This window comes from Arthrobacter sp. GMC3, from assembly GCF_002929305.1.
Classification (GTDB): Bacteria; Actinomycetota; Actinomycetes; order Actinomycetales; family Micrococcaceae; genus Specibacter.
Window position 1 is genome coordinate 1 of record NZ_PJIO01000001.1, and the last position, 12519, is coordinate 12519.

Sequence of the window (12519 nt, forward strand, 5' to 3'; positions counted from 1 at the left end):
GTCGCCACCCCGGCGTCCGGGGTCATGCACCCGACTGCTCATACCACCATTCTAATAGAACACATAACCTATTTCAATAGAAACAAAGATAGAATTCAAGAACATATATTCTAACAAACGAGTTGGGGCTCAGCCCAGCAAGAGTGCCACCGCGAACATTGCAGGAATGGCCAAGATGGTGGTTATCAGTACAGTGTCCTTGGCCACGGCAACACCAACCTGATACCGCTGGGCCGTGACGTAGACGTTTTGAGCCGTAGGAAGGGACGCGGCCACCACCACGGCGAACAGTGCGGGTCCGCTCATGCCCAGGGCAAAGTGTCCAAGGAGGAACGCAACGCACGGGTGCACCACCAGCTTGAACCCGGTTGCCAGCAAGATGTCGGCGCGCCGGCCATCCACTGCAGACAGCGGCTTGCTGGCGCCCAGTGACATGCCAAAGGCCATGAGGATCGCCGGGATCGCCGCCCCGCCGATCAAATGGATGGGCTCGGCGAGTAGATTTGGCAGCATCCAGCCGGTTGCGGCCAAAATGAGCCCCGCCGCGGTTGCAAGGATCATGGGATTGCGGAAAATCTGCAAAACGACTCGCAAAGGGGTGGCCCGGTGTCCGCTGGTGAGACTATCTAGCAGCAGCAAATAACAGGGTGTGTAGATAGCCAGCTGAAAAACAAGCACGGGCGCAATGAGGGCGGCGTCGCCTAGAACGTAAGCGGCGATGGGGATGCCAAGGTTTGCGGCATTGGCCGTCGAGGAGGACATGGCCGAGAGCAGTGCCTCCGCCAGCGGGCGTTTAAGCCAGAGTTTGGTGATGAGCAAGAACAGGCTGGCTGTGAACACAGCGCTCACAGCGGCTACCAAGAGGGGCTCGGAGAAAACCGTTTTTAGATCGGCTCGGCCGAGTGTTTCCACCAGCAAGGCGGGGCTGGCAACGAAAAAGGAGAGTCGGCTAAGAACAATTTGTGCGTTTTCGCCGAGTACTTTCGTCCGGCCCACGAACCAGCCAACCAGGATGACGAGCCAGACTACCGAGAACCCCTCGATGACCGCTAGCACGGCGGGCGTAGGCTGAGGGCGTTGGAGGTAGGCACCCCCCAAGCCTAAACAGTGCCGACAGATTCCCCGCAATGAAGCACCCAAGGAGACTTGTATGACCGCTCAGCCCATCAAGACCGTTGCCATCACTGGGGCCCACGGCAAGGCTGGCAGGGCTGCCGTTGCCGAGTTCTTGGCGCACGGCTACAACGTACTGGCCTGCGATGTTGCCGGTCCGGCCGGCCGAAACTCGGACCTCGGCGCGCCCACTATGCGGGTGGACCTGACCAGCTACGGGCAGACGCTGCAGGCACTTACCGGTGCCGACGCCGTCGTTCACATGGCCAACATTCCCGAGCCGGGCATGTTCCCTCCGGCCGAGACGTTGAACCGTAACACCGCCATGAACCACAATGTGTTCATGGCGTCGCAGGCGCTGGGTCTGGCGCGCGTGGTCTGGGCTTCAAGCGAGACGACCTTGGGTTTGCCTTTTGCCTCCGACGGCGGGACCTTGCGTTATGCGCCGGTCGACGAGGCGCATTTCCCTTATCCTTCTTCGAGCTACGCCTTGTCTAAGGTATTGGGTGAGGTGGCCGCGGCCCAGTTCGCGGCGTGGTCGGGCATCCCGTTCGTGGGTCTACGGCTGACGAACATCTTCAATGAGGCAGAGTATGAGAAGCTGCCGGACTTTTGGGCCGAACCCCTGTCCCGCGCATGGAATCTGTGGGGTTATGTGGACTCGCGCGACGTGGGCGCCGCGTGCCGCAACGCCATCGAGGCCCAAAGCACCGGTAGTGAGAACGTGATTATTGCGGCCGCGGACACGCTCATGAATCGGCCATCTGCTGATTTGCTGGCCGAGTTCTTCCCGACGCTTGAACGGCGCAGGGACGTGCCCGGGTTTCAGACGTTGCTGGCCATTGACGCAGCACGGAAATTTATCGGTTACGAGCCGGCGCACTCGTGGCGGGACGGCGTGACCGGCACCGGGTGAATGTGTTGCTCGAAATCGCTGTTCCGTACTAGGCCTGTCCGTGTTCTTGGACGATCGCGTAGGCCTCCGCTAGGAGGCGCTCCATGCGGGCCAGTGTTTCCGCGTCCGCCGTGGGGAGCGCTTCGGCGAGAGTGGACGTGATGGTCCGGGCCCCGCGTTCGGCAAAGACTTCCATGCGCGCCTGCGGGTCTACGCTCACCAGGGACTTGCGGCCGTCGTTCGGGTCTGTCTCGGTGATGAAGATTCCACCCTCGCGCATGAGGGCGACGGTCTTGGAGACAAGGCTTTGTGCCAGTCGCGTGCGCTGGGCGATGTCGCGGATGGGGCTGGCTGGATGGCGTGAGACGTCCTCGATGATGGCCAGCTCACCGGCGGAGACGGGGTACTCGCTCGGGTCCGCACTGGTGGCAAGGGCGACCTCCCGGAGCCGCCGGGCCAACCTGTACAGTTCAAATCCGCGCATGACTGCAGACTATATGAATGTAGATACATCTGGAGTAATGTATCTCTTGTGATGGAAATTGCGGACGATGTGACACGGAACCGCCGGCTTGGCGCCACGGTCCAATTTGCGTTGCTGGCCGGTCCGCTGCTGTCCATGGTGGATTCGAGCATCGTCAATGTCGCGCTTCCCGCCATTGCCAAGGAGACGTCGTCGGGCCTTGCCCAGGTCCAGTGGACCATCAGTGGCTACCTGCTGGCGCTGGGGGCGGGGCTCTCGGTGACGCCGTATCTGGCACGGAAGATCGGCGGGAAAAACCTCTACATCGCGGCGATGGCCGGGTTCACCCTGGCGTCCCTGCTGTGCGCCACGGTCCCGTCGCTGGACCTGCTTGTCGCGGCAAGGGTGCTTCAGGGCGTCTGCGGCGCGCCCTTGGTGCCGTTGGCCATGGGGATGTTGCTGGGTAACGGCCGCGGCGCGAAGTCCGTATCTCCCGTGGCGGGAATCCTGCTGTTTGCCGCGCCCGCGTTCGGTCCGTCACTGGGCGGCCTACTGATTAGCGCGGGCGGCTGGCGCTGGATCTTCCTGGTCAATGTGCCTATCGGCGTCCTGGCCGTGGCGTCAGCCCTGCGGATCCCAACTGAAGTGGCGCCTGCGCGGCAGGAAGGTGCGAGGTTCGACGTCGTTGGTTTCGTGTTGCTGGCGGCGGGACTCGTGGCGATGCTCTCCGGGGTCGACGCCGGCAGTAGCCGTGGCTGGGACGCCCCGCGAACGGCGCTGCTGCTGGGTGGGGGAGCGGTGCTGCTGGCCGCCTACGCGTGGCACGCCCTGCGACGGAGCAACCCGGTGGTGGACCTCGCAGTCCTGCGCAGCCGCGGTCCGGCGCTGTCCATCGTGCTGTGCGGGATGGCCTCGGTATCCACGTATTCGGCCATCTTGCTGGTGCCGACCTTCGCCCAGGCCGTACAGGGGCACTCGGCCGTCGCGACCGGGCTGGCGATGCTGCCGGCGGGGGTCATGACGGGGCTCGGGGCGAGCCTGGGCAGCTGGCTGCAGGGCCGGATCGGCGTGCGGGTCACGGTCCTGGGCGGGTTGGCGCTGCTGGGCGGCAGCACGCTGCTGTTACTTCTCGTGACGGCGGGTACGCCGCTGGCGGTAACGGCCGTCATCCTGACGGGTCGTTCGGCATCGATCGGGCTGGTCAGCACGCCGCTGCTGCTGGCCATGAGCTCACGCCTTACAGACTCCCAGACGACCGACGCCAACACGTTGTTCAACATTGTTCAACGGGTTGCCGGGTCGCTGGGCGTGGCGCTTGTGGCAACGTTTTACGCGTCCGCGGCGGCGTCCGTGGGGCCGGTTGAGGCGCTGCACCAAGTCGGCTTGGTGCTGACCGGACTGACGGTGGTGGCGTGGCTCGGGGCGCTGGGGCTGCCGCGCAACGGCGCCGGGGAAATCGTCCCCGCGAGCCCGGAACCGGCCCGCGAAAACTAAAGCGCCAAAGCGGGGCGCAAGAGCCCGTCGGTGACCGCCTCGGCGGGGTCGCTGCCCAGCATGACGATCTTGTTAGCGGCGTCCACGTGGACCACCGCGGGCGCAAAGGCGCGGGCCTCGGCGTCGTTCATTTGGGCGTAGGTAATCAAGATGACAAGATCGCCCACGTTCACCAGGTGGGCTGCGGCGCCATTGATTCCGATAACACCGGAGCCGCGCTCACCGGCAATCGTATATGTCTCCAGGCGCGCACCGTTGGTGATGTCCACAATGGAGACGAGCTCGCCCGGGAGGATGTCAGCGGCGTCCAAGAGGTCGGCATCGACGGTGACGGAGCCGACGTAGTGCAGGTCGGCGTGGGTCACGGTGGCGCGGTGGATTTTGGACTTAAACATGGTTCGCATCATAACGAGACAAGTCTACCGTTGCGCGCAAGGGGGTGGACCGTGCCCTATCGCCGGCCCAATGGCGTAAGTTTGCGTCCCATGATGGCCCGGGTTAGGGCATCAATCACCTCGGTGTTGGCCAGCGGGTTGCGGATCAGCGTGAAGTCGACGTCTCCCACAACAGGGAGGTCAAAGCGTTTCGTGATGATTTTCAAGTCATCCGGAACCAACGACGTCGGCATAGCGGCGATGCCTATCCCCGCACGTACCGCCGCGAGGACCCCACTGATCTGTTTGGTGGTGCAGGTGACCTGCCAGGTTTTTCCGGCTTCCTCGAGGGCGTCGAGGGCCAATTTTCGGCTCAGGCTCGGCGCCGGGTAGACGATGACGGGTACGGGCGCGCCGGGTTCCAGGACTGTTTCTTCCAGTCCCACCCAGGCGAAGGTGTCCTTTTTGACCACCTCGCCCTCCTGAGTTCCGGAGACCCATTTCACGAACACCAGATCCAGCGCTCCGGCCTTGAGTCGGCGGTGCAGCTGGTCGCTTTGACTGACGGTGAGCTCAAGGTTGATCTGTGGGTACAGCTGGCGGAACTCGCGCAAAATGCGGGGGAGTCCGGTGATGGCTAGGTCGTCCGCCGTGCCAAAGCGCAGCCGTCCACGCATGGCAGCGCCTGAAAAGTAGCGGGCGGCGGCGTCGTTGGCGGCCAGGATGGTGCGGGCGAAGCCGGCCATCGCATCACCGTTGTCTGTCAGCCTGACCTCACGGGTGTCACGCGCCACCAGGATTCGCCCGGCGGCCTGCTCCAGCTTGCGCACATGCTGGCTGACCGTGGGCTGGCTGATGCGCAGGCGTTCGGCAGCGCGGGTGAAGTTCCGGGTTTCGGCCACGGCCAAGAAACTCTTGAGCTGCGCGGGGTCGAAGGTGGGGGAGTCGTGCATCAGGGTTTCCGCCTCGCTATTGCAGAACGTAATGGTACTTATAGCCACCATACTCTTTCTGTATGGATTGGCCCGGGCCTAAAGTTGAAATAGCTACAATCCCACTCCTTCAAGGCACAGGACCATTGCGTTGACGCCCCCTCCAGCAAGTCAGAATGCTGTCCGAACATCCGCCGCCTACACAGCCCCCATGCCCACGGTCGCTATCCGCCCGCCGTGGAATCAGACCTTTTCCTCCCTCAAGGTCCGCAATTACCGCATTTTTGCCTCCGCGAACCTCCTGGCAGTCATTGCGGTGTGGATGCAGCGGGTGGCCCAGGACTGGATGGTCCTTGAACTCTCCGGTTCGGTGACCGCCGTCGGCATTACCGTCTTCATGCAATTCATCCCCTCCCTGGTCCTCATGCCGTTGGGTGGCATTCTGGCCGACAGGTACTCCAAGCGCCTGATCCTGATGATCAGCCAAAGCGCCGCCGGAATCCTTGCGGCCCTCATGGCGGTCCTCGCACTCACGGGGCACCTTGAGGTCTGGCACATTTACGTCATCGCCTTTGTTCTGGGCCTGGTGGTGGTTGCCGACCAGCCCGCACGGCAGGTTTTCGTCAATGAGCTGGTGGGTCCGCGGCAACTTCGCAACGCCATCAGCTTGAACTCCTCGATCTTCCAGATGGGCGGCATGGTGGGCCCGGCAGTCAGCGGCATCCTCATCACGGCCGTGGGCGGGGGCTGGGCGTTCGCCGTCAATGCGCTGGCCTGCGCCGTGACTGTGAGTTCGCTGGCACTTATCCGCCCCAACGAACTCAATAAGATGGCCCCCGCCAAACGGTCCAAGGGACAGCTGATGGAAGGCGTGCGCTACGTTCTGAAAAAGCCCACCATCTTCTGGCCCACCGTCATGGCAGCATTCTTTGCGGTCTTTGGCCTGAGCTTGGCGGTCCTGATGGCCGCCTATGCCAACAACGTGTTCGACGCCGGTGCCCAAGGCTACGGCCTGCTGAACACGCTGGTTGCGCTCGGCGCTCTTTGCGGGGCGCTGGCGTCCACCAGGGTTGCAGTATTGCGGCTGCGCACAGTGATGGTTGCTGCCGGCGCCTACGGTGTGGTGCTCATGATCGCCTCGATGGCTCCGAGCATGGCATCCTTCGGTGCCGTTATGGTGGTGGCCGGATTCGCTTCCCTCCTGTTCTTAACCAGCGCCAACCAGTTGGTGCAAATGTCCACCAACGTGCTCATCAGAGGCAGGGTCATGAGCCTGTACATCATGGTGCTCATTGGCGGCCAGGCCTTGGGTGGCCCGCTCATGGGCTGGCTTGCCGAGCATTGGGGCGTGCAGTGGGCCATGCTGGTGGCGGGCGGCATGCCGGCGCTGGCCGCCGTCGTGATTGGCCTGATTCTGGCCAAACGGGGGCAGCTCACACTCAAGGTGAACCTGCGCAGTGCCAGGCGCCCGGTCTTCATAGTGCCCAAGGGTGCGGGGCAGCAACCGGCATAGTAGGACCGGACCCCCTGGTGAAGGGAAACCAAACGAGCCGGGCCGGGTCTTTTTGGGGCTGGAAGCGATAAAATGAGTGAACGTAAATTCATTACGGTTTCAAATGCCGGCTTCGATGGTCGACCCTGACCCGCCGGTGACACCATGCAAAACTCCATCAGCCGTTCCACCGCGCTTGGGCTCTCGCCCGGTGCGCATCCGCCCACCAACACAGTGGTCAAGTCCTATGCCGAGTTGCTGAAAACGGTACGGGCCGCGGGACTGATGCGACGGCGTCGAACTTTTTATGTGCTAATTTTCGCCATATTGCTGCTGGTCTTGGCGGCCGCCGGGACAGGCTTTGTGCTGTTGGGTGACACCTGGTTCCAGTTGCTCATTGCCGCCGTTCTGGGAGTCCTGTTTACCCAATTCGCGTTTTTGGCCCATGAGGCGGCGCACCACCAGATCTTTGCCTCCGGCCGCGCCAACGATTGGTCGGCACGGATTCTGGGGCCGCTGCTGGTGGGCATGAGCTACGCCATGTGGGTGAAAAAACACACCGCCCACCACCAAAATCCCAATGTGAAGGGCAAAGACCCGGATATTCGTACGGGGGTGGTGGCGTTTCATGAAGAGGGTGCCGCGGGGAAACACGGGTTTGCGGCCATCATCACCCGCCACCAGGGCACACTGCTATTCCCGATGATCCTTTTCCTGGGGATTAGCCTGATCATGGACTCGGCCAAGACACTGTTCGGCAAACGCGGGGTGAGTTTTCGCTACGTGGAAATTGCCCTGCTGGTGTTCCGGTTCGGACTGTACTTGGGCATTTTGTTCCTCGTGCTGTCGCCGGGGTTGGCTGCCGCGTTCGTTGGGGTACAGATGGCGGTCTTTGGTTTTTATATGGGCGCCTCCTTCGCCCCCAACCACAAGGGCATGCCTGTGTTGGAGGCGGGAAGCCGGGTGGACTTCCTCACCCGCCAGGTGGTCACCAGCAGAAACATTCGTGGCGGGTTCTTCATGGACACGCTAATGGGGGGCCTGAACCACCAGGTGGAGCACCACCTGTTCCCGGACATGGCCCGGCCGCAGCTACGCCAAGCCAACGCCCTGGTCCGTGAGGCCTGCGCCCACAACAACATTGCCTTCACGGAGACCGGGTTGATGCAGTCGTACAAGATGGTGGTGACTTACCTGAACCGGGTGGGGCTTTCGGCGGCGGATCCCTTCGACTGCCCATTGGTGCGCCAGTACCGCTAGGCGCCGGCGTATCTAGGAGTCAGCTAGCGGCAGGTGCGGGTAGCTTTCTGCACGACGCTGGAACTCAAGGATGGCAGGGTTGCCGATGACGCCGTCGTGAATTTCAATGGCGCGCGAGATGGTCTCACTTTCCTTCCACGCGGCGGGACCTGACATGACCGTTTCAAGGAATGGCAGCAGACCCTCGCTGATCTCCCAGGTGGCGGAATTCCAGAGGTAGCTGGGGCTGTGGTCTACGGCGTAGTAGTTGATGTGATCGCCGACTTCAAAGATGGGGTCCGCGAACGTGGTGGACCGGGCCCAGCTAAAGCCCATGCCCTCATCGCAGGAGACGTCAATGATAAGGCTGCCGCGGCGAAATGCGCCCAGATCGGCTTCCCGCAGGTACATCATGGGGGCGTTGGGATCCTGGAGCGTGCAGTTGATGACAATGTCGGCCTCGGCCAGGAATTCCGCCAACGGGACGTCGCCGTCCTCCAACATCACATTGCCAATGTGGGGGTATTCGTCGGAGAAGTCGAATTGCACCATCTCCGTGGAATGGATGGGTGCCGCAACGGCTGCCACGCTGCGGCTGGTCAGCACCTGCACTTCGGAAATGCCCAAGGCGTTCAGTGCCGTGACGGCTCCGCGAGCCGTGGCACCAAAGCCGATCACCACGGCCTTGAGCCGGCGGCCGTAGTCGCCGGTGGAGCCGGTCAGGGAGAGCGCATGGAGTACGGAGCTGTACCCGGCAAGCTCATTGTTCTTGTGGAAAACGTGCAGGCCAAAACTGCCGTCGCTATTCCAGTGGTTCATGACCTCGAAGGCAATGATGGTCAGCTTCTTATCGATGGCCAGTTGGGTGATGGCCCTGTCCTGGACGCAGTGTGGCCAGCCCCACATGATCTGTCCGTCCTTGAACTCGGCGAGATCTGACGCCTGCGGTTTGGGCAGCAGGACAATATCCGAGGAGGCAATAACGTCGGCCCGTGATGCGATGGCACCAACGAGTGGTGCGAGCTCGGAATCGGGGTATCCGAAGCGTTCGCCGTAGCCCGTTTCCAGGGTCATGCGCTTGCGCAGCTGTTCATCGATGCGCAGAAGGTGTTCGGGATGGATTGCCGCGCGGCGCTCATCTGGCTTCCGTGACGCGCCCAAGACGCCCAAGCGCAGTTCCGTGGTTGGCTGGCTTTGCCCGTCAACTTGCTGATCCTGGCTCATATTAGCTCCCGTCGAAGGAACCCAAGTGGCCCCTGACCTGACCCTACACGCACCACGGCGCCGTCGGAACGGGCTTTCGCGCCCGCTCCCCGGTCTCGCGCCATGTAGAACGGGCGCGACGGCGGGGAACGGTAGCGCTGGCGGGGCGAAGACCCGCGGAAATGGCTGATGCCCCGCTGCTGGCAGCGGGGCATCAGTTTTCTTACTAAACAGAGCGGGCGACGGGAATCGAACCCGCGTATCGAGCTTGGGAAGCTAGCGCTCTACCATTGAGCTACGCCCGCACAGGAAGCACCGCATCAGCAGAAAGATCCTTTGTGCTGCGCTTCGATGAAAAGTCTAGCGGATGTTCGTGGCCCGATTGAACATGACGGGCCGGACAAGCGCCCGTCCCAAAGTGAACTAGCTGATGATTGAGGCCTTGACCGAGGCAAATTCGGCATCGGTGAGGGCGCCGGAGGCGTGCAATGCGGCGAGTCGCTCCAGTTTTCCCAACAGGTCCTCAGCGGGGGCGGCTACCGGGGCCGCGGCGGGAACCGGAAGCATGGGTGCCTGGGCCTGCTGCGCCAACTGTTGCTGCTGGGCAGCCTGCTGAGCGGCCGCCTGCTGGTTTGCCGCCTTGTTGTTCACCGCGTTGCTGGCCGCCGTGGCAGTGCCGGCGATGACTGCGGTGCGGGCCGCCGTTCCCAAAAGAGAAGGTCGGTTACGTCGTCCAAAAGCCATGCTGAACTCCTTGATGAGGAACTGATCGGGGCAAACGCACCCGCTCATGTGTTCATCATACGGTCGCCGCGCCAAACCGATAAAGGGAAACACCGGCCACATGACGCCATCGAACATTCACGCGCAGCGCTAGAAGGAAAGTTCGGGCTCCTTGCCCTGCGGCTTCTTACCCTGGAAGAACCGCACTACGGGCTCCACGTAGCGGGTTGCGATGGGACCAAAGACGGCCATGATTAGCACATAGGTGGTGGCCAGGGCGGCCAATTCGGCAGGGACGGCACCGGAAGCCACGGCCAGCCCGGCAATGACAATGGAGAACTCGCCGCGGGCAATCAGCGCGGCGCCCGCACGTGCGCGGCCCAGGACGGCGATGCCTTGTTGCTTGGCAGCCCACCAGCCCGTGAGTACCTTGGTCCCGGCCGAAACAATGGCCAACACCAGGGCGAAACCGAGCACCGGGGGAATGGTGCGAGGGTCGGTGTTCAGCCCGAACAGCACAAAGAACATGGCGGCAAAGAGGTCGCGCAATGGTTCCAGGACGCGGGTGGCACTTTCTGCCGTGCCGCCGGAAATCGCGATTCCCAGCAGGAACGCCCCCACGGCGGCCGAGACCTGCAGGGCTGAGGCCATGCCCGCCACCAGCAGGGCGGCGCCGAGCACCTTGAGCAGGAACGACTCCCTATCCGGACTGTCTAGGGCCTTGGAAACTATGTGCCCGAAGCGCAGTGCCACCACCAGCACAGCTGTGATGACCGCCAGTGAAATTCCGACGGCGGTCAATCCGCCGGCCAGGGACACCCCGGCCAGGACGGCGGTGAGGATGGGCAGGTAAGCTGCCATGGCCAGATCCTCGATGACCAAAATTGAGAGGATTACGGGGGTCTCCCGGTTACCCAGCCGGCCAAGATCGCCCAGGACCTTGGCGATGATGCCGGAGGAGGAAATGTAGGTGATGCCCGCCATGACCAAGGCACCCACCGGCCCCCAACCCAGAATCAAGGCCACCACTACGCCGGGAAGCATGTTCAGCACGATGTCCAGCAACCCGGCCATCCAGGACTGCCGCAGTCCCGTTACCAGCTCCTTGGCTGTATATTCCAAACCAAGCATAAGTAGGAGGAGGATGACGCCGATCTCGCTGGCGATGTGGGCAAAACCGTCGATCCCCGCCAGGTTGACGAAGCCGCCTTCACCAAAGGCAAGCCCGCCCAGCAGATACAGCGGAACCGGTGACATGCCAATGCGCCCGGCGAGACGTCCCAAAAATCCGAGCCCGAAAAAGACGATGCCGAGCTGTATGAGTGAGAGAGTCGTCGAATCCATAGGCGAACTTCTACCTGGACTGCAAAATGGCGGCGGCTTCCGCCAAGCCCTCGTCGGTGCCCACAATGACAACCAAGTCCCCAACATGGAGGACCTCGTCCGGGCGCGGTGAACCGATCACGTCGTCATCGCGCAGCAGGGCAACGATGGAGGTGCCTGTCCGGGTGCGCATCTGGGTGTCGCCCAACGGGCGGCCCGCGTAGAGCGAGCCCTTGCGGATCAAAATTTGGTGGGTGGTCACCCCGGATACATTTTCCTGCTCGGCACTGAGCTGGGCAATGAGCTGTGCGGAACCCAAGAGGGTTCCCAGCGCGGATGCTTCCTCGGCACTAAGCGGGATGGAAGCGGCGCAAGCGTCGGGGTCATCAACGCGGGAAAGGATCAATTCAGTCAGGCCGTCCCGGTGGGTTACCACGCCCACCCGGCGCCCTGATGCGAGCCGCAATTCCCGGCGAACCCCAATGCCCGGAAGAGGGGTCTCTTCAATATTCATGGTCCTACCCTATCGCTGAAACGTGGCGTGACCGCCGTTTCATATCAACGTTCATATCACCGCAAATAGTCCCGGAACCCTGCGTGTGCGCCAGCTCTACACGGGGATACGCGCGCAAATGCGCTATTTTTAGAAGGTGCTGATCTCAGACCGCGACATACGAGCCGAAATTGACGCCAAGCGCATTGTCTTGGACCCCTATGATCCCTCCATGGTGCAACCGTCAAGTGTTGACGTGCGCATGGACAGGTTCTTCCGGCTTTTCGACAACCATCGCTACGCCCACATTGACCCGTCGGAGGAACAGCCTGACCTGACGCGCCTGGTGGAAGTTGACGCCAATGAGCCATTCGTCTTGCACCCCGGCGAGTTTGTGCTGAGCTCCACCTATGAGACCGTCACCCTGCCCGACAACCTGGCGGCCCGCCTGGAGGGTAAGTCTTCGCTGGGGCGTTTGGGCCTTGTCACGCACTCCACGGCCGGTTTTATCGATCCGGGTTTCTCGGGCCACATCACCTTGGAGCTTTCCAATGTGGCCACGCTGCCCATCAAGTTGTGGCCGGGGATGAAGATTGGCCAGCTGTGCTTCTTCCAGCTGTCCTCACCGGCGGAAAACCCGTACGGAACGGGCCCGTACCTGAACCGTTACCAGGGGCAGCGCGGCCCCACGGCGTCGCGTTCCTTCCAGAACTTCCACAAAACCCAGATCTAGCCGCGCGAGCCGTGAGATATGGCGGCTACGGCACGTTCGTGG

At 62.4% G+C, this 12519-nt stretch carries 13 protein-coding genes and 1 tRNA gene; 5 read left to right on the top strand and 9 right to left on the bottom strand.

The genetic code is table 11. The annotated features are described in order from the left end of the window. Positions 1 to 129 precede the first annotated feature (129 nt). Positions 130 to 1056, bottom strand: coding sequence for an AEC family transporter (locus CXQ94_RS00005; protein WP_104086759.1), 927 nt, complete (start codon positions 1054 to 1056; stop codon positions 130 to 132). Between the two features lie 94 nt (positions 1057 to 1150). Between CXQ94_RS00005 and CXQ94_RS00010 the strand changes: the two genes are divergently transcribed. Beyond that, a complete protein-coding gene (locus CXQ94_RS00010; protein ID WP_258066505.1) occupies positions 1151 to 2029 on the top strand; it encodes an NAD(P)-dependent oxidoreductase in 879 nt (292 codons plus the stop codon). A 28-nt stretch (positions 2030 to 2057) separates the two neighbouring features. On the opposite strand, the gene CXQ94_RS00015 is transcribed toward CXQ94_RS00010, so the two are convergent. After that, the gene (locus CXQ94_RS00015; RefSeq protein WP_104086183.1) at positions 2058 to 2492 is read right to left on the bottom strand and encodes a helix-turn-helix domain-containing protein; all 435 of its coding nucleotides are present in this window, start codon (positions 2490 to 2492) and stop codon (positions 2058 to 2060) included. A 51-nt stretch (positions 2493 to 2543) separates the two neighbouring features. Between CXQ94_RS00015 and CXQ94_RS00020 the strand changes: the two genes are divergently transcribed. Then, complete coding sequence (locus CXQ94_RS00020; RefSeq protein ID WP_104086184.1) at positions 2544 to 3965, top strand: DHA2 family efflux MFS transporter permease subunit; 1422 nt, start codon at positions 2544 to 2546, stop codon at positions 3963 to 3965. Here CXQ94_RS00020 and panD read toward each other — a convergent pair. Both panD and CXQ94_RS00030 read right to left on the bottom strand, forming a co-directional pair. After that, the gene (gene panD, locus CXQ94_RS00025; protein WP_104086185.1) at positions 3962 to 4372 is read right to left on the bottom strand and encodes an aspartate 1-decarboxylase; all 411 of its coding nucleotides are present in this window, start codon (positions 4370 to 4372) and stop codon (positions 3962 to 3964) included. The genes CXQ94_RS00020 and panD overlap by 4 nt on opposite strands. 44 nt (positions 4373 to 4416) lie before the next feature. Further along, complete coding sequence (locus CXQ94_RS00030; protein WP_104086186.1) at positions 4417 to 5292, bottom strand: LysR substrate-binding domain-containing protein; 876 nt, start codon at positions 5290 to 5292, stop codon at positions 4417 to 4419. Between the two features lie 190 nt (positions 5293 to 5482). On the opposite strand from CXQ94_RS00030, the gene CXQ94_RS00035 reads away from it, so the two are divergent. Both CXQ94_RS00035 and CXQ94_RS00040 read left to right on the top strand, forming a co-directional pair. Beyond that, positions 5483 to 6784: an MFS transporter gene (locus CXQ94_RS00035; RefSeq protein ID WP_104086187.1), complete on the top strand. Its 1302-nt coding sequence runs from the start codon at positions 5483 to 5485 to the stop codon at positions 6782 to 6784. A 144-nt stretch (positions 6785 to 6928) separates the two neighbouring features. Next, positions 6929 to 8023, top strand: a complete 1095-nt coding sequence (locus tag CXQ94_RS00040; protein WP_104086188.1) for an acyl-CoA desaturase — start codon at positions 6929 to 6931, stop codon at positions 8021 to 8023. Between the two features lie 12 nt (positions 8024 to 8035). Here the strand turns inward: CXQ94_RS00040 and CXQ94_RS00045 are convergent, their stop codons facing one another. The 5 genes from CXQ94_RS00045 to CXQ94_RS00065 form a co-directional block, all read right to left on the bottom strand. After that, entirely contained in the window at positions 8036 to 9226 is a 1191-nt protein-coding gene (locus CXQ94_RS00045; RefSeq protein WP_104086189.1) for a N(5)-(carboxyethyl)ornithine synthase, read from the bottom strand. A 213-nt stretch (positions 9227 to 9439) separates the two neighbouring features. Beyond that, positions 9440 to 9510: transfer RNA gene (locus CXQ94_RS00050), tRNA-Gly, on the bottom strand. A gap of 118 nt (positions 9511 to 9628) precedes the next feature. Then, entirely contained in the window at positions 9629 to 9949 is a 321-nt protein-coding gene (locus CXQ94_RS00055) for an SHOCT domain-containing protein (protein ID WP_104086761.1), read from the bottom strand. Between the two features lie 129 nt (positions 9950 to 10078). Next, on the bottom strand, positions 10079 to 11272 hold the full coding sequence (locus CXQ94_RS00060) for a cation:proton antiporter (protein WP_104086190.1): 1194 nt from the start codon (positions 11270 to 11272) through the stop codon (positions 10079 to 10081). A 10-nt stretch (positions 11273 to 11282) separates the two neighbouring features. After that, positions 11283 to 11765, bottom strand: a complete 483-nt coding sequence (locus CXQ94_RS00065) for a cation:proton antiporter regulatory subunit (RefSeq protein WP_104086191.1) — start codon at positions 11763 to 11765, stop codon at positions 11283 to 11285. 136 nt (positions 11766 to 11901) lie between these two features. Between CXQ94_RS00065 and dcd the strand changes: the two genes are divergently transcribed. Continuing rightward, a complete protein-coding gene (gene dcd, locus CXQ94_RS00070; RefSeq protein WP_104086192.1) occupies positions 11902 to 12477 on the top strand; it encodes a dCTP deaminase in 576 nt (191 codons plus the stop codon). Positions 12478 to 12519: the final 42 nt, after the last annotated feature.